This is a genomic window from Gilvirhabdus luticola (assembly GCF_040117515.1).
Lineage (GTDB): Bacteria > Bacteroidota > Bacteroidia > Flavobacteriales > Flavobacteriaceae > Gilvirhabdus > Gilvirhabdus luticola.
On sequence record NZ_JBEEEN010000005.1, the window covers coordinates 32129 to 48956 of the forward strand.

General features: G+C 31.8%; 16 protein-coding genes. 6 read left to right on the top strand and 10 right to left on the bottom strand.

Annotation, left to right across the window (positions count from 1 at the left end):
• Positions 1-94 precede the first annotated feature (94 nt).
• Entirely contained in the window at positions 95-790 is a 696-nt protein-coding gene (locus tag AAFP94_RS09495; RefSeq protein WP_316662407.1) for a LytR/AlgR family response regulator transcription factor, read from the top strand.
• A 3-nt stretch (positions 791-793) separates the two neighbouring features.
• On the opposite strand, the gene priA is transcribed toward AAFP94_RS09495, so the two are convergent.
• From priA to nadC, 3 genes are read right to left on the bottom strand one after another with little or no spacing between them, the layout of a single operon-like run.
• Positions 794-3247 carry a replication restart helicase PriA gene (gene priA, locus AAFP94_RS09500; RefSeq protein ID WP_316662409.1) on the bottom strand — a complete coding sequence of 818 codons (2454 nt, stop codon included), beginning with the start codon at positions 3245-3247 and terminating at the stop codon, positions 794-796.
• The gene (locus AAFP94_RS09505) at positions 3248-4192 is read right to left on the bottom strand and encodes a YihY/virulence factor BrkB family protein (protein ID WP_316662410.1); all 945 of its coding nucleotides are present in this window, start codon (positions 4190-4192) and stop codon (positions 3248-3250) included. It abuts the gene before it with no gap.
• Position 4193: 1 nt separating this feature from the next.
• Complete coding sequence (nadC, locus tag AAFP94_RS09510) at positions 4194-5051, bottom strand: carboxylating nicotinate-nucleotide diphosphorylase (RefSeq protein ID WP_316662412.1); 858 nt, start codon at positions 5049-5051, stop codon at positions 4194-4196.
• 89 nt (positions 5052-5140) lie between these two features.
• On the opposite strand from nadC, the gene rlmH reads away from it, so the two are divergent.
• The gene (gene rlmH / locus AAFP94_RS09515) at positions 5141-5614 is read left to right on the top strand and encodes a 23S rRNA (pseudouridine(1915)-N(3))-methyltransferase RlmH (RefSeq protein WP_316662414.1); all 474 of its coding nucleotides are present in this window, start codon (positions 5141-5143) and stop codon (positions 5612-5614) included.
• Between the two features lie 8 nt (positions 5615-5622).
• Here the strand turns inward: rlmH and AAFP94_RS09520 are convergent, their stop codons facing one another.
• The 5 genes from AAFP94_RS09520 to AAFP94_RS09540 all read right to left on the bottom strand — a co-directional run bounded on the left by AAFP94_RS09520 (position 5623) and on the right by AAFP94_RS09540 (position 11173).
• On the bottom strand, positions 5623-5808 hold the full coding sequence (locus AAFP94_RS09520) for a hypothetical protein (RefSeq protein ID WP_316662415.1): 186 nt from the start codon (positions 5806-5808) through the stop codon (positions 5623-5625).
• 50 nt (positions 5809-5858) lie between these two features.
• On the bottom strand, positions 5859-6161 hold the full coding sequence (gene hpf / locus AAFP94_RS09525; RefSeq protein ID WP_316662417.1) for a ribosome hibernation-promoting factor, HPF/YfiA family: 303 nt from the start codon (positions 6159-6161) through the stop codon (positions 5859-5861).
• Between the two features lie 74 nt (positions 6162-6235).
• Positions 6236-8305, bottom strand: coding sequence for a M3 family metallopeptidase (locus AAFP94_RS09530; protein WP_316662418.1), 2070 nt, complete (start codon positions 8303-8305; stop codon positions 6236-6238).
• Positions 8306-8410: 105 nt separating this feature from the next.
• Entirely contained in the window at positions 8411-10054 is a 1644-nt protein-coding gene (locus tag AAFP94_RS09535; protein WP_316662420.1) for an AMP-binding protein, read from the bottom strand.
• 162 nt (positions 10055-10216) lie between these two features.
• Positions 10217-11173 carry a DUF4421 family protein gene (locus tag AAFP94_RS09540; protein WP_316662421.1) on the bottom strand — a complete coding sequence of 319 codons (957 nt, stop codon included), beginning with the start codon at positions 11171-11173 and terminating at the stop codon, positions 10217-10219.
• A gap of 106 nt (positions 11174-11279) precedes the next feature.
• On the opposite strand from AAFP94_RS09540, the gene AAFP94_RS09545 reads away from it, so the two are divergent.
• Complete coding sequence (locus AAFP94_RS09545) at positions 11280-11855, top strand: non-canonical purine NTP diphosphatase (protein WP_316662423.1); 576 nt, start codon at positions 11280-11282, stop codon at positions 11853-11855.
• Between the two features lie 49 nt (positions 11856-11904).
• On the opposite strand, the gene AAFP94_RS09550 is transcribed toward AAFP94_RS09545, so the two are convergent.
• Positions 11905-12630 (bottom strand): hypothetical protein, encoded by a 726-nt coding sequence (locus AAFP94_RS09550; RefSeq protein WP_316662424.1) that lies wholly within the window; start codon positions 12628-12630, stop codon positions 11905-11907.
• Between the two features lie 391 nt (positions 12631-13021).
• Between AAFP94_RS09550 and AAFP94_RS09555 the strand changes: the two genes are divergently transcribed.
• Together AAFP94_RS09555 and AAFP94_RS09560 are read left to right on the top strand one after the other, a co-directional pair.
• The gene (locus AAFP94_RS09555) at positions 13022-14842 is read left to right on the top strand and encodes a DEAD/DEAH box helicase (protein ID WP_316662426.1); all 1821 of its coding nucleotides are present in this window, start codon (positions 13022-13024) and stop codon (positions 14840-14842) included.
• A gap of 89 nt (positions 14843-14931) precedes the next feature.
• A complete protein-coding gene (locus AAFP94_RS09560; protein WP_316662427.1) occupies positions 14932-15705 on the top strand; it encodes a carboxypeptidase-like regulatory domain-containing protein in 774 nt (257 codons plus the stop codon).
• Positions 15706-15712: 7 nt separating this feature from the next.
• On the opposite strand, the gene AAFP94_RS09565 is transcribed toward AAFP94_RS09560, so the two are convergent.
• A complete protein-coding gene (locus tag AAFP94_RS09565; protein ID WP_316662428.1) occupies positions 15713-16087 on the bottom strand; it encodes a VOC family protein in 375 nt (124 codons plus the stop codon).
• Positions 16088-16147: 60 nt separating this feature from the next.
• On the opposite strand from AAFP94_RS09565, the gene AAFP94_RS09570 reads away from it, so the two are divergent.
• Positions 16148-16825: an SIR2 family NAD-dependent protein deacylase gene (locus AAFP94_RS09570; protein ID WP_316662430.1), complete on the top strand. Its 678-nt coding sequence runs from the start codon at positions 16148-16150 to the stop codon at positions 16823-16825.
• Positions 16826-16828 lie beyond the last annotated feature (3 nt).

A 16828-nucleotide genomic window follows, 5' to 3' on the forward strand; every position in this document is an offset into this window, starting at 1 on the left:
AATTATGTTAAATTAAACACTTTATCGATGTTTTTTGGTTTTTAACCGAATTTTTTGTACTATTGTCGATACTTAACCGAAAATATTAAATGTTATGACTTTAAACTGTGTAGTAGTAGACGACTCAGCAATTCAGCGCCTCTCAATTGTGAAGTTGATTGAAAATCATCCTTCGCTTAACTTAATTGCTGAATACAGTAGTGCTTTAGAGACTAAAAATGGTCTAAATTCTCATCAAGTAGATCTGATCTTTCTAGATATAGAAATGCCTGTATTGAATGGATTTGAACTTCTTGATGTCTTAAATAATAAGCCTCAAATTATTTTTGTAACTGGAAAAACAGAATATGCATTTAAAGCATTTAACTACGATGCTACAGATTATTTGCATAAACCACTTACCAGAGAACGTTTTAATGTTGCCGTAGATAAAGCTCTGGAGCAGCATAAATTAAAATTAGACTTTAATGAAACTGAAGGTGAACACATCTTTGTGAAAAGTAACCTGAAAAAGCGTAAAGTTTATATTAAAGACATTAAATGGATAGAAGCTCTTGGTGACTATGTAAAACTTGTTACTGAAGAAAATAGCCTTGTTGTTCTTTCTACAATGAAAGCTTTTGAACATGAATTACCTGAAGGTAAATTCTTGAGAATCCATAAATCTTATATCGTTAACCTCGACAAGGTAGACAGATTTAATAGTAAGAATGTTGAAGTTGGTGCTTATGAGATTCCTTTAAGTCGAAATAAAAAGACACAATTGGTTGATGCTTTGAATAACATATAAATTTTAAAAGTTATCGACATTTAAAATTACTTTTACAGCCCTAAAATCTTTAATACTAAAGAAGCTATTGTTAATTTTAATAATAGCTTCTTTAGTTTTTTTAAGTGATTGTTTTTGAGGAATTTTAATCAAGATATTTTTATGATATTGATTTCTTATTCTTGATACTGGTGGAAATTCTGGTCCTAATACAAAATCATGAAATACTTGCCGTAACGATTTTGTCAACCAACTTGAAGCGATGTTTACTTTGTTATAATCTTTATGTTTTAAGGTTATTTTTATGAGTTTATAAATAGGTGGATACTTATAGTTATATCGCTCATCCATTTGCTCATTGTACATTGCAACATAATCATTTGTAGAAACTTGCTGTAATATTTTATGATATGGATTATAAGTTTGAATCAAAACCTTACCTCTTTTATCTAAACGGCCAGCCCTACCTGCTACTTGTAATATTAACTGAAAACTACGTTCTAAAGCTCTAAAATCAGGGAAATTAAGCATATTATCAGCGTTCATAACACCAACTAGTTTTACATTGTTAAAATCCAACCCTTTAGTAAGCATTTGAGTACCAACCAGAATATCTATTTCTTGCTGCTCAAAGGCCGTAATTATTTTTTCATAACCATATTTACCTCTAGTAGTGTCTAAATCCATTCTAGCAACCGTGCAGTCAGGAAAAAGTGTTTTTACCTCATCTTCTACTTGTTCTGTACCAAAGCCCTTTGTGTCCAGTTCTACACTTCCGCAAGCTTCACAATTTTGATGCATCACGGTATGATAACCACAGTAATGACATCGTAATTGATTTTTATATTGATGAAAAGTTAAACTCACATCACAATTTGGACATTGCGGAGAATGACCGCAAGTGATACATTCTACAATTGGAGAAAAACCTCTTCTGTTTTGAAATAATATAATTTGATGTCCTCCTTTTAGTGCTTCAGTTATTTCTTCAACGAGTCTGTCGCTAAAATGACCTTGCAATAATTTACGCTTACGTTTCTCTTTTAAATCAACCAATTCCATTTCTGGAAGCAAGATGTCATTATATCGTTTTGTAATTTCTACAAAACCATATTTATTTTGTTTTGCATTGTAATAACTTTCTAAACTTGGTGTAGCAGAACCCAACAAGACTTTTGCTTCATGAAGTTTTGCAAGCACAATGGCTGTATCTCTAGCATGATAACGAGGAGCAGGATCAAACTGTTTATAAGATTGCTCGTGTTCTTCATCTACCACAATCAATCCTAAATTATTAAATGGTAAAAAAATGGAAGAACGTGCTCCCAAAACTATTTGTGCTTTATCTGAATTATGTAGAACGTTATTCCATACTTCAACACGTTCATGCGATGAATATTTTGAATGAAAAACAGCTACCTTTTTACCGAAATAGTTTTGCAAACGGCTTACCAATTGTGTTGTTAAGGCAATTTCTGGCAACAAATACAAAACTTGCTTACCTTGTTTTATAACTTCTTCAATAAGCTTTACGTAGATTTCTGTTTTACCAGAAGATGTAATACCGTGTAATAGTGTAACATCTTGTTTTTTAAATGTTAGTGTTATTTCATTTAAAGCTTTAGATTGAAACTTATTGAGTGTTTTTAAATTTTCTGTTTCATTACCTGAATACTGAACTCTATCAGTTTTAATGTAAAATTCTTCTAAAATTCCTTTGTCAATCAGTGCTTTCAAAATTGATGACGATGCACTACTTTGCTTTATTAATTCAGAGACTTTAATTGGTTTTTTGGTTTGAGCCGAAATAGAGAATAATGTTAAAATAACTTGGTGTTGTTTTGGAGCATTTTTAAGAGAATCAAACAATAATTCCAATTCCTTATCTGAAGAAAAATTAGAATGCAATTTGATATACCTTACCAGCTTTGGTTTGTATTTTTCGTAAATTTCTTCTTCTACCCAAATAATATTTTTCTCTATTAGACTTTGTATAACAGGTAGGACGTTCTTTTTTTCTAAAATACTAATAACATCATTTATCTTTAGTGACGCCTGATTCTGTAAAGCTTCATAAATCAGAAATTCGTCATCCTTTAATTCTTCATCATTAATATTCTGATTTTCACTTTTTGTTATAATGGTTTCACTTTCCAAAATAAATGGGCTTGGTAATGCCGCACGCATAACGTCGCCTAGTGTACACATATAGTATTTTGAAATCCAATTCCAATGTTTTAATTGAATTGAGTTCGCTATTGGGTCTTGATCAAGAATCTGATAAATATCTTTAGCTTCATAAACTAAAGGCTTATTGTTATGAATATGATGAATGACTCCAGTATAAATTTTAGATTTTCCAAAAGGTACAGCCACACGAACACCAGGTTTTAAAATTGAAGCTTCAGCGCGAGTAATGCTATATGTAAAAAGCTTCTCAAGCGGAATTGGAATTATAACATCTACAAAGTAGTCCATTTATTTTTTTCGATTATGAAGTCTGTTTAAAGATACGTTCAACTCGAAACCAAGCAGTAAAATATTAGCATTCAGCCAAAGATAGAACAACAAGATTAATAGCGCTCCAATAGATCCATAAAGCTCGTTGTATTTTGCAAAATTATTAATGTAAATTCCAAAGAGATAAGAGGTTAGAATGATAAGCAAGGTAGTAAATAAAGCTCCTATTGAAAAGAATTTGGAATTTTTACCTTCTTTAGTTCCAAAATAATAAAGCGTCGCAGTTGCCAAATATAACATGATGATAAAAAACATATATTGCGCTAAACCATACCAAAATACATTTTGAGATTGCTCAACATACCCACCTTTTTCTAATACATCAAAAAGTCCTTGAACCACATAAATTTGAAAATATCCCAATACAGCAATTGTAATAATAAGTAAAAATGCGAGGATAATAGCAACACCAAATGCATATAAATACTGTCTTATAACATTTCTTGTAATTTGCTCATGATATGAATTCTCAAATCCTGAAAACACGGCATTTACTCCATTGGCCATTAAAATCATAGATAACAAAAAAACAGACGATAGCAAACCTGCTCGTTCTGTACTTTCTATATTTTCAAAAATATTCTGAAAGAAAAAATCTGATGTACTTGGTGGCAATGATGATTCTAAAAACTTTAAGAATTCTACTCTAAAACCTTCAATAGGAATGTATGGTATTACAATTAGCAAGAACAACAAAAATGGAAAAATTGCTATAAAGAAATTAAATGCAATAGCGCTTGCTCTGGTTGTTAAGGCACCTTTTACGATACCTATGGTGTAAATTTCCAATAAATCATAGAGAGACAACCCTTCCAATCCTGGGAGTTTAATCTTTTTTAGAAGACTAACAATTAGGTTGATGATAGGGATTTTTTCTAATTTATCTTCAATGTGTTTGGTCATTTCAAACAGCTTTCAAGCTTAAGTCCAAGTTATAAACTGAATGTGTTAAAGCTCCACTGGATATATAATTAACACCACATTCTGCATAATGTCTTATAGTAACTTCGTCTATATTCCCAGAAGATTCTGTTAAACATTTATTACCGATTAACTTAACTGCCTTTTGAGTATCCCGATAATTAAAATTGTCTAATAAAATTCTGTAGATGCCTTTGTTTATGAGTATTTCTTCAACTTCTTCTAGGTTTCTAGCCTCAACAATAATTCTTAAATCTTTATTCTTTTCTCTTAAATATTGTTTAGTGAATTCAATTGCTCTGGTGATACCTCCTGCAAAATCTATATGGTTGTCTTTTATCATAATCATATCATATAGCGCAAATCTATGATTCTCTCCTCCTCCAATTTTTACTGCCCATTTTTCTAATGCCCTAACACCTGGAGTTGTTTTTCTTGTATCCAATACTTTGGTTTTAGTGCCTTCGAGTAAATCGACAAAACTTCTTGTTTTGGTTGCGATAGCACTCATACGTTGCATGGCGTTCAAAACCAATCTTTCTGCTTTTAAAATAGATTGTGAAGAACCATCAACATAAAAAGCTATATCACCGAATTTTACTCGAGTACCATCTTCTATTAAAATTCGAACATTTAAACTTTTATCAACATATTTAAAAACTTGCCTTGCGAATTCAACGCCTGCAATTATCCCTTTATCTTTTACTAATAATTTGGCTCTACCTTTTGCAGTTTCAGGGATACAAGCCAATGAAGTGTGGTCTCCTTCACCAATATCCTCACGTATTGCATTACTGATAATTAATTCTATTTCTTTATCAAATTGCTCTTTACTAATCATCGGGAAAATATTTAATGTAAAAATAGTAATTGGAAATGAAATTACTCAAATTAAAACTTCAAATACTAATAAAAATGTAAATTTGAGCTATGATTATTAAACTTCTTTCAATTGGTAAAACCGATAGTAAAGATCTGCAGGCTTTAATAGATGAATATGCTAACAGGCTAGGTTTTTATATAAAATTTGAATTTGAGATCATTCCAGATATAAAAAATTCCAAAAATTTAAGAGAAGAACAGCAAAAACAAAAAGAAGGAGATTTGATATTAGCAAAGCTAAAACCAACTGACATTTTAATCTTACTTGACGAAAAGGGTAAACAACTAAATTCTGCTGCGTTTTCTGAATACTTACAAAAACATATGAATTCTGGAATTAAGCAATTGGTTTTTGTAATTGGTGGTCCTTACGGATTTTCAGAAGAGGTATATAAAAAAGCGAATGGAATAATATCACTGTCTAAAATGACATTTTCCCACCAAATGATTCGCCTGTTTTTTGTTGAACAGTTGTATAGAGGATTCACTATTTTAAGAAATGAACCTTACCATCATAGTTAACATAAAGCTTAAGCTTTAAAACACTTTTTGTTTTCTTTTCTATTGTGAACTGCCAATACTGAATTAATTGTTATAAATCCTAATATAATGATCATGAAAAAATAGTTCCAATTTTCATGGTCTTTAAACAAGTAAGAACCAACCAGCAATAAAGCAGCCCAAACTATTGCATTAATTAATATTATTTTCTTCATGCCTATTTGACGCAAACACTTATGATTTGTTACAAGTATTATTTATGATTTTATTTATGTCCAGCAAAAATTTGCTTACGTTTTTTAAGTTGAATTTCTAAATCTTTAATCGTTTTCTTAACAGCGTTTTCAAAAGTGGTTTCGTTAGAAGTAGCAAATATTCTGGGACCTGGAAGGCTCAATTCTATTTTACAAATTTTTCCTTTGCCAGAAGGATCGTTTTCCTTTTCAAAATGGACTTCGGCAGAAATAACCCAATCATATTTTTTTCCTAATTTTTCTAGTTTATTGTTTACATAACTGTCCATTGCCTCACTTCTTGACATTTGAACATATTGAATATTAACGGTCATAATTACTTGTTTTTATTATTATTTAAATATAAATCATTTAGGTTTTATTTAAGATGACATATGTCATTTTCTATCTATTCCAAACCCAAACTTTTTATATAAGCTTCATTATTAGAAGGTCTTCCTAAAAATTCTTTAACTGCTTCTACAATATCTCTTTGACTTCCGTTTGCAAGAATTAATTTTCTATATCTAACACCTGTTTCTTTATCTCTTAACCCATTTTTCTCAAATACGGTAAACATGTCTTGTGCATAGACTTCAGACCATAAATAGCCATACATGTAAACAGGATGTGTGTTAATATGAATCCAGCTCGCTTGTGGGTGCGTTCCTTCGATGTGTCTATTCAATACTCCCATATTTTGATCAATATCTTTCCATAATTGGTCAGTATCTATTGGATTATCAGGATTGTATCTATCATACAAATTCATATCGTATAAGCAATTACGTAACTGCCTTTGCGATGATAATCCTGAAGATACAGTTTTTGCCTTAATCATATTATCAAATAATTCTTTAGGAAAAACCTCTCCTGTTTCAAAATGCTTACCAAAAGAGCTTAAGACCTCATAATCTAAAATCCAGTTCTCAAAAATTTGAGACATGGCTTCTGTAAAATCTGTTTTTGAGTTTGATTGAGAGCTAAACTCTCCTTCATAAGCCATCTTATCCATGACATGTCCAAACTCGTGAAATAGAGTGTTCAATTCACTATGACTTAACAATGAAGGCAGTTCTTCTGTTGGTTTGGTAAAATTACCTAAAAGCATACATACGGGGACTTCGTAACCTTCTGTAGTCATTCTTCCAGATGTTAAAGGCACACCATAGAACCATGATTCTTTATATGGTCTTGGGAATAAATCTAAATAAAACTGCCCTTTTAATTTATTGCCGTCAAAAACTTCATACATTTCAACATCTTCATGCCAGACTGATGGATTTTCAACTTTTTTAAATTCTAATCCTAATAGTTCTTGATACAAATCAAACATTCCTGTTAAACAAGATTCCATTGGCAGATATTCTCTTATTCTCTCATGATCAACGTTGTATTCATTTTTTAAAATTTCGTTGTTATAGTAACCAATATCCCATGGGTTTAAATCAGCATTTGATTGTTTTCCAATTATTTTATTGCGTTGTGATTTAAGAACCTCCACATCTGCAATGGCTTTTTCTTTTGATTTTGAAATTAAGTCATTAATAAAATTCCAAACAGTCACAGGGTCTTTAGCCATTTTTGGTTTTAAATTATAAGCTGCATAAGAATCAAATCCCATTATTTTTCCTATCTGATATCGCCTACTCACCAAGGAATCTAAAATAATCAAGTTTGAGTCTTTGGCTCTATTTGCATATAATGTGGCATATTTCTTTCTTGTATCTTCTAATTTAGCATTATTCAAAACTGGACCACTTGATGCAGGTTGAACAGGAATTTCATAAGTTCCATCTTCAGTTTTATATTGAGCTTTAAAATTTTCTGGAAGACCTTCAGCTCCTGCCTCATCTAAAGCGAGTAAGAGATTGGCAGTATTCATATTGGTTGAATATTGCGATGTAAGCTCATTAATTTCTTCGTTCAGTTTTTTAAACTTTTTGAGACTTTCTTCATCCAAGTTAACTCCAGAAAGTTCAAAATTTTCCATTATGTCATCAACCAATAATTTTCTATGACTAGATAATTGATTATAGTTTTCAGATTCAACAAATTTTTTAAATTGATTAAATAATAATTTATCTGAATACACATCTGTAAATAATGGCGAAATCTTTTGAAAACCTTCTAAACCTTTCGCTCTTGCAACCGAGTCGGTCGACACCCAAAAGAACATGTGTGCATTACTATATGCTTTACTTAAACTATTCTGAATTTTATCAAAAACAACAAACGTGTTTTCAAAATTAATGTCTTTAAGATTTTTAATGTCTTCTATGTCTTGTTTTGCATTTTTTATATTGACATTCACATATTCTTCTATATCGTCTCCTGTTACGTTAGCATAATCGTATGGTTCATTCAAAGAAACATTAAATGGGTTATCGGCTGATAGTTCTGCTCTTGCCATAGGCTCATTTTTCGCACAATTGAACATAAATAGACTCAACACAAAGGTGTATAAAGTAATTTTCATTGATAAGATTTTTATAATAGCTGTAAAGATAAGACTTCAAAAAAAATGAAATGGAAATTTATAAATTTTAACAAATGCCAAATTAAATTCAAGTCTACCAAAATGTTATTCAATAATCACTTTATCTTCCATTTCAAACCATTTTTTATAATAAGGCTGATGAATTCTTTCTATAGCATTTCGTTTTACTTTTAAAGTTGGAGTTGTCAATCCATTATCTACATTCCAATCTTCCTTCATAATGACCACTTTTTCAATTTTTTCGTGCTTTTCAAAACTTGGATTTACTTGATAAACCGTTTCTATTAGACCAGTACATAGATCTTCTTTAGATTTTGCTCTTCCTAATTCAGATAAGGTTATTAAAGCAATAGGTTGAGGTATTCCTGTGCCAACAATGCATATTTGCTCAATGTCAGTGTTTTTAGACATAGCAAGCTCTAAAGGTGCTGGAGAAATATATTTCCCTTTATCTGTTTTGAATTTATCTTTTACGCGTCCGGTAATGGTTAGAAATCCATCATGATCATATTCTCCAACATCACCTGTTTTAAAATAACCTTCTTCATCAAAAACTGAATCTGTAATTTCTGGAGCCTTATAATAACCTAACATGAGGCAGTTATTTTTTATACATATTTCTCCTTCTGGAGACAATTTTATTTTGGCACCTGGAGCAGCTTTTCCTACTGTACCAATTCTATTGGCATGAGGTAAGTTGGCATGAGAAATTATGCAATCTTCTGTCATACCATAGCCTTGTAAGATAGTGACACCTATTCTTTGATACCACTTAATTAAACTGGCTGATAAAGGCGCGGCACCAGAAACAATAATTTTAGCGTTACTCAATCCTAATTTTTGTTTCAATTTCTTTTTTATCAAATTATTTACAACAGGAATTGACAATAAAACATTTAATTTTTTCTGTGGAATGTTACTTAAAATCTTTTCCTGAAATTTGGTCCATATTCTTGGCACAGCAAAGAATAAATAGGGCTGACAACCTTCTAAATCTGAAGCAAAAGTTTCTAAAGATTCCGGAAAATAAAATTCTGATCCAGTAACTATACCAACAGCTCCTGTTAACAAGCGTTCAGCGACATGGGCCAATGGCAAGTAAGAAAAAAGTCTAATCTGGTTTGGTAAAGAAAACATTGAGATTCCTGTATTTACTGTTACCATAAAATTGTTAACATTGTGCATCACACCTTTAGGGTTTCCTGTAGTTCCAGATGTATAAATAATCGTGATTAAATCGTTGGGCTTTTGAATTTCAAATTGTTCTAGTCTCTTGCCTTTTAAAACAATGTCTTCCCAAGTTCTTTCTTCTTTAACCCCATATAGGCTCACACTAATTTTAGGTATGTCTGGAATACCTGATTTTTGAGATTTGTAATTATCAAGCTTTCCTATAATAATTGCTTTGGAATTACTATGCACCAAAATTTGATTAATTCCGTCTGCATTGAGTGTTGGATAAATAGGAACAGATACATGACCTGCCATCATAATGGCTAAATCAGACATAATCCAATGTGCGCAATTTTTAGAAATTAATGCAATATGGCTATTCTTTGGAAAGTTAAAAGACTGTAAAGCATAGGCCATTTTACGAATTTCCTCTCCTGCTTTTGCAAAAGAATATGAAATCAATTCGCCATTAACTGGCTGATTTAAAAAAATACGTTTTGGTGTATTTGCTTCCCAATACAGAAAAGCCTCAAGTGGAGAATTAAATTTTTGCATTTTATTCTTGGTTGGTTAATTTAAGTAAGATAATGAAAAATCATAAAACTAGCTTAATTCTTAACTAAAGCCATTTTATTTCCTTCTTCAACCAGAAATTCCATTAGTGAATACCCCAAAGCATTAGGGTGAACGCCATTATAACCTAATTCTTCCTTAAACCTAAATTTTCAACTTATATCCAAACGCTAGTTTTGCCATAGTTAAATTAAAACGATACTTGTTATTAAAATCTAAATCTGTAGAGTAAATCCCCGTTCCATAAGTCAAATTTATATAGTAACGTTCTACATTATAACTTAAGGCTAAATCAATGTCTAACTTATACAGGATAGGATTAGAAGGTTTATAACCTCCGTCTTGCAGGGTTACTGTTTTGTTTACTAAAGCAATACCAGGCATGATGTTGAAAGTGGCTATAAAATTTTCTGGAAGAACAAAGGCAGATAAAAACCCTCCCAAAATCCCAACAGCTCGTTGATTATACCTTTTAATATCTGCCTGCTCATTGAAGTACAACAAACCATTTTCAGGTAATACAGAACTATTTGAAGAAAAATAATCAAACATCATAAAAACTCCAAACCCTCCGTTGATATAAACTTTTTTATCAGGTTCAATTAAACCAGCCTTTAATAATGAATAAGAAAATTCAATTTCAGACAAAGCATATAAATAATTAAACCCTAACGTTCTCGATTTTATATCATCCCTAAACACATTGGGTTCGTTAAAATTATTTCGAATATTAAATCCATTGTAGACCTGTATATAACCATTTACATAGTGATGATTTTTGTAAATAATTGACCCTTGAGCATCAAACCTATTGGTTGGTTCCTTTTTTCCAGTTTTAATATTAAAGGCTATATCAATGAGCACTTTGCTACTGGCAAAACCAAATCCTAAACCAACCCTGTTGTTTGGGACATAGCTTGATTTAAAATCACCATTAATTATTCTAAACTGTTTTACTTTATAATTAGAAAAGACTCTTGCCGAGTAGTTTTTTAAATCGTGGTCTATAAAAAGGGAATCTACTATTTCAAAAAAGCTCAAGCGTTTGGAATTGTTCTCGGTTTGAGATTTTACTGCAAACGAAGTAAATAAAAGCAGCAAGATTAGAAAATATTTATTAGCCATGTAATAGTAAACAACTAAATTTGGATAGATTTATTTTGCATGATATCTCTTTAAAAGCTAAAAATAAACTAAAAATACCAATATGCAACTTGTTTTTGCAACCAACAATCTGAATAAACTTGAAGAAGTTCAGGCTTTAATGCCAGCGCATATAAAACTATTAAGTTTAAAAGACATTGGTTGCTTAGAAGATGTACCAGAAACACAAAACACTATTGAAGGCAATGCCAAACAAAAAGCAGAATATATTAAAAAGCAATATGGTTACGATTGTTTTGCAGACGATACTGGTCTTGAAGTTGAGGCTTTAAATGGTAAACCAGGTGTTTTTTCTGCGCGTTATGCTGGAGAACAACGTAATGCCAAAGATAACATAAATAAGTTGCTAAAAGCACTTGAAAACAAGCCTAATCGCAATGCACAATTCAAAACTGTGATTGCTCTAGAATTAAATGGTAAGCAATATAGTTTTATAGGTATTTGTAAAGGTGAAATTAGCAATGAAAAGAAAGGTGAGCATGGCTTTGGTTATGATCCCATTTTTAAACCTTTAGGTCAACATCTAACGTTTGCCGAAATGAATTTAGAGCTTAAAAATCATATTGGGCATAGAGGGAAAGCCATTTTAAAACTAATGGACTTTTTGAATAGTTTGTAAAATAAAAAACACCTCAATTTTTTGAGGTGTTTTAAACATAACTTTTAAATTATTCAATATCTATTCTACCTTCAAGAGGACCGTCTCCGTCGCCCATTAATTTAAGAGATACTGATTTTTCAATTGTGGCATCCCCATTACAGTATAAAGGCTCTCCAGTTTCTTCATCATAGGTAATTGATTCATTGTTAATTGTAATATTATTTGCATGCAGAAAAATTGAATCATATTCTATGAAATAAAATGTTCCCCAAGGCGCTTCATCAACCATTAAATTCCCACTTACCTTCATATTAAAATGCCCTTTTTTGTCATAGCAATCATTACCTAAAAAGGAGAAATCAGAAAAATCAATCACAAAGCAAAATGCATTATTTGAGGAAGATTGTGCCATTGCATAACCACTTTTAAACACCTTAATATCAGAAGGTTTACCTGCTAAAAAAACTACTTTTTCAGTAAAATCATCATCTGGAAAATCAGGTGTATCATTATCATTCCTTATCCCAATACTCCAAAATGCTCCTTCAGCATTCTCAATAAACCAAACGCCATTTCCATTGCCGCCAGAATTGCTAGATCTTGCTTGGGCAGTACTAGAATTTTTAAAATTATGATTAAAATAATTTTTGAAATCATCACTTGCAATGAAATCTTTTACCATTTTAGAATAAAATTCCCTTTGTTGGGTTTCTTGAAGTGGTTCTGATTCGTTGTTGCTACAACCGAAAAAGATTAATGTCAAAATTGAAATAAATAATACATGTTTTTTCATAATTTGTTGGTTTTAAATTAGTAATTAGTTAATAATATAAACCATGACAAAATGAGCCAATTATGTAAATCTGGGATGTAATTAAAAAATAGTTTTGGGAAGCAATTTACTCTTATCTTCTTAATCTTAAGCGTATAAGAATTATTAATGTAAGAAATTTATTTCATTAATTTTTATCAAATACGCGCAATTTCGATAAAGTGAATGATTTCACGCCCAAACGACAAAATCCAGATAGGTTTCCTAAATTAATAATATAATCTCAAATAAAACACTATCTTTGCCGCTTTAAATTCCTCATGGTGAGGATGTGTTACCTGAAGTTTAGGTTAAGTATGTCGATTCGCTTCTTATGTAACACCGCATAACATAATCGAATACTTAAATTAGAATGAACACATTCCAACAACTTGGACTTGAGGCTGAATTGCTTCAAGCCATCACAGACTTGGGTTTTGAAACTCCAAGCGAAGTACAAGAAAAATCAATTCCTATTTTATTAGAACAAGAAAAAGACCTTGTGGCATTGGCTCAAACTGGAACAGGTAAAACTGCTGCTTTTGGTTTCCCAATGTTACAAAAAATTGATATTGATAGTCGCACTACACAAGGACTCATCTTGTCCCCTACACGTGAGCTTTGTATGCAGATCACCAACGAAATAAAATTGTACGGTAAGTACTGCAAAGGCTTAAACGTTGTTGCCATTTATGGTGGCGCTAGCATTACAGATCAAGCAAGAGATGTAAAGAAAGGAGCACAAATTATTGTAGCAACTCCTGGTCGTATGAAAGATATGATAAGCAGACGTTTGGTTGATATTTCTAAAATAGAATATGCTGTATTAGATGAAGCGGACGAAATGCTAAACATGGGATTTTATGAAGACATCACCTCTATTTTATCACATACTCCTGAAGATAAAAACACGTGGTTGTTTTCTGCAACCATGCCTAAAGAGGTTTCTACCATTGCAAAAAAATTCATGCGTAATCCTATTGAAATTACCGTAGGAAACAGAAACGAAGGTACAGATCAGGTATCTCATGAATATTATTTGGTTAATTCTCGTGACAGATATCAGGCTTTAAAACGTTTGGCAGATGCTAATCCAGACATTTTTTCTGTTGTTTTTTGCAGAACTAAACGTGATACACAGAAAGTGGCCGAACAGCTTATTGATGATGGTTATAATGCAGGTGCTTTGCATGGTGATTTAAGCCAGAATCAACGTGATTTGGTCATGAAATCGTTTAGAAACAATCAAATACAAATGCTTGTTGCTACAGATGTTGCAGCTCGTGGTATTGATGTAGAGGATATTACTCACGTTATCAATTATCAATTACCAGACGAAATTGAAACCTATACACACAGAAGTGGTCGTACAGGTCGTGCTGGTAAAACAGGAGTGTCTATGGTCATTGTATCCAAAAGCGAAGTGCGAAAAATAAAAAGCATTGAGCGTATAATTAAAAAACAATTTGAGAAAAAAGATATTCCTGATGGGATGGAAATCTGTCAAGTGCAACTAATGTCATTAGCCAATAAAGTCCATGATACCAAAATTAACCACGAGATAGATAAATACCTTAACGACATCAATACTCTTTTTGAAGACACTAGTAAAGATGAATTGATTAAAAAATTCTTTTCGGTAGAATTTACACGTTTTTTCAATTATTACCAGAAAGCTAAAGACCTTAATGCTCAAGCTGAACATAGCAGTTCTAAAGACAGTATAAGTGATAGCGATTCTACTAGATTTTTCATTAATGTTGGCCGAAAAGATGGTTATGATTGGATGAAATTAAAAGATTTCTTAAGAGAATTGTTAGAACTAGGTAAAGATGATGTCTTTAAAGTCGATGTCAAAGATAGTTTTTCGTTCTTCAACACAGAAACTGCAATAAAACAAAAGGTTTTAGACTTCTTCTCAGATTTTAAATATAATGGTCGTTTTGTAAATGTAGAAATTACTGAAAACAAAGGTGGTCGTGATAGAAACAGAGGACGTGGTGGAAAACGAAACGATTTTAGAAAACGTAGCGATGACAGAAAAGGAAGCAATAGACGTTCTGACTCAAAACAAAGTGGTTCAGGAAATAGAAGTGAAAGAAGAAGCAATAACCCATCTAAATCTAGACGTTCAGAAGCCAATTTTAATTCTGGGAATTCAGGAACGTCAAGACCAAGAAGATCTAGGCGTTAAAAAGCTTTCTTGTTAATTTTTAGTCAAAATTATAAGTAAAAAAGGTTTTATACGTTTAGTTTATTACTTTTATAACCTAATTCGTTTGAATGAGAAAAGAACTGCTCCTACTTACTTTTTTAATTGTTTCGACCTTTAGCTATGCGCAAGATCCGACTACGGTAAAAGGAATTGTTGTAAACGCTGCTGACGATTCACCTTTGGAAAGTGTTAATATTGTTAATCTAAATCAAGTTAGAGGAACATCGACCAATGTTGATGGCGAATTTGAAATTCGTGCTGTGGTCAATGATACATTGCACTTTTCTTATTTAGGTTTTAAATCAATTAAAGTTAGAGTAACTAACGACTGGATAAAATTTGGAAGCTCCAAAATTGAATTGACAGAATTGGCATTTGCTCTGGAAGAAGTCGTTGTAAACCAGCTTAAACTTACGGGTTACCTTGAAGTAGATATAAAACAAGTGCCTATAAATACTGGATATCGTTACAGTATTTCTGGATTACCGAGTACTGGTTACGAATCTCGAACGCCTAGTGCGTTAACCAAAGTTTTGGGTTCTATATTTAATCCTGCAGACTTCTTGTATAATATGTTTGGGCGAAAACCCAACGAAATGCATAAGTTAAAAAAGATGAAGCAAGATGATGAGATTAGAAATATTCTTGCCACTCGTTTTGACAGAGAAATGCTTACGGTTTTGTTGCAAGTTGATCGTGTTGATTTAGACCTTATTATTACAGAATGTAATTATTCTAAAGATTTTGTACAAACAGCCAATGACCTTCAAATACTTGATGCCATAAGTGAATGCTATGAAGAATACAAAATTTTGAGTAGGTCCAGAACTGGAAAGCTATAAATACCTATTAATTTCTTGAGTGAAGTGCAATTCTATTGCCTTCACTATCAATAAAAGCAGCCATATAGCCATGTTCTGGAGAAATTTGTGTTTTAGGTTGATAAATTTTGCCTCCAGCTGCTTCTATCCTATCCAGTTCATTTTGTACATCATCACTTATAAAATAAACTAATGTTCCTTCTTGACTAGGTATATAAGAATCTTGTTTTATTAGAGTTCCTTGAGCACCTGGTACTTCTCCTCTATCAGGAAACCAACCCATAAGTAAACCTCCAAAATCAACAATCTTAAGTTCAACCTGAAAAACAGCTTCATAAAACTTTTGAGCTCTATCCATATTATTTACTGGTATTTCAAACCAGCCTACCATATTTCTTCTCATAATAAACAGTATTAGATTTTAAGTTAAAGATAATTAATTTAAAAACACTAATTTGTAATTATGAAACAGATTGTGGTATTAACAGGAGCTGGCATGAGTGCTGAAAGTGGCATCAAAACATTTAGGGATGCAGATGGTCTGTGGGAAGGTCATGATGTGATGCAAGTAGCTTCTCCACAAGGATTTGCTACAAACCCAGAATTGGTCCTTGATTTCTATAATCAAAGACGACGTCAGTTGCTTACCGTAGAACCAAATTCTGCACATCTAGTGCTAGCAAAATTAGAGAGAAGCTATAAAGTAACAATCATTACACAGAATATTGACGATTTGCATGAACGCGCAGGAAGCACAGACATAATTCATTTACATGGCGAACTATTGAAAGCAAGAAGTATTTATGATGAGTTTGATGTGCAACCTTGGACCAATGACTTAAACCTTGGAGATCTATGTGAACGTGGTTATCAATTAAGACCACATATTGTATGGTTTGGTGAAGCCGTACCGATGATAGAAAAAGCCATGAGTATCTGCGAAAAAGCAGATATATTGTTAATTATTGGTACTTCTATGCAAGTATATCCTGCAGCAAGTTTAATGCATTATGTAAAAGCTAAAACACCTATTTTTTATATTGACCCAAAACCAGCTTTAGGAAGTGATCATCAAATTACAGTAATTGCTAAAAAAGCAACTGAAGGTATTCATGAAGTTATTGATTTAATGAAAGTTTAGAAA

Bases quoted from the DNA above. Each gene is read 5' to 3' on its own strand.
- AAFP94_RS09495 (WP_316662407.1), top strand. From the start codon at position 95: ATGACTTTAAACTGTGTAGTAGTAGACGACTCAGCAATTCAGCGCCTC.
- priA (WP_316662409.1), bottom strand. From the start codon at position 3,247: ATGGACTACTTTGTAGATGTTATAATTCCAATTCCGCTTGAGAAGCTT.
- AAFP94_RS09505 (WP_316662410.1), bottom strand. From the start codon at position 4,192: ATGACCAAACACATTGAAGATAAATTAGAAAAAATCCCTATCATCAAC.
- nadC (WP_316662412.1), bottom strand. From the start codon at position 5,051: ATGATTAGTAAAGAGCAATTTGATAAAGAAATAGAATTAATTATCAGT.
- rlmH (WP_316662414.1), top strand. From the start codon at position 5,141: ATGATTATTAAACTTCTTTCAATTGGTAAAACCGATAGTAAAGATCTG.
- AAFP94_RS09520 (WP_316662415.1), bottom strand. From the start codon at position 5,808: ATGAAGAAAATAATATTAATTAATGCAATAGTTTGGGCTGCTTTATTG.
- hpf (WP_316662417.1), bottom strand. From the start codon at position 6,161: ATGACCGTTAATATTCAATATGTTCAAATGTCAAGAAGTGAGGCAATG.
- AAFP94_RS09530 (WP_316662418.1), bottom strand. From the start codon at position 8,305: ATGAAAATTACTTTATACACCTTTGTGTTGAGTCTATTTATGTTCAAT.
- AAFP94_RS09535 (WP_316662420.1), bottom strand. From the start codon at position 10,054: ATGCAAAAATTTAATTCTCCACTTGAGGCTTTTCTGTATTGGGAAGCA.
- AAFP94_RS09545 (WP_316662423.1), top strand. From the start codon at position 11,280: ATGCAACTTGTTTTTGCAACCAACAATCTGAATAAACTTGAAGAAGTT.
- AAFP94_RS09550 (WP_316662424.1), bottom strand. From the start codon at position 12,630: ATGAAAAAACATGTATTATTTATTTCAATTTTGACATTAATCTTTTTC.
- AAFP94_RS09555 (WP_316662426.1), top strand. From the start codon at position 13,022: ATGAACACATTCCAACAACTTGGACTTGAGGCTGAATTGCTTCAAGCC.
- AAFP94_RS09560 (WP_316662427.1), top strand. From the start codon at position 14,932: ATGAGAAAAGAACTGCTCCTACTTACTTTTTTAATTGTTTCGACCTTT.
- AAFP94_RS09565 (WP_316662428.1), bottom strand. From the start codon at position 16,087: ATGAGAAGAAATATGGTAGGCTGGTTTGAAATACCAGTAAATAATATG.
- AAFP94_RS09570 (WP_316662430.1), top strand. From the start codon at position 16,148: ATGAAACAGATTGTGGTATTAACAGGAGCTGGCATGAGTGCTGAAAGT.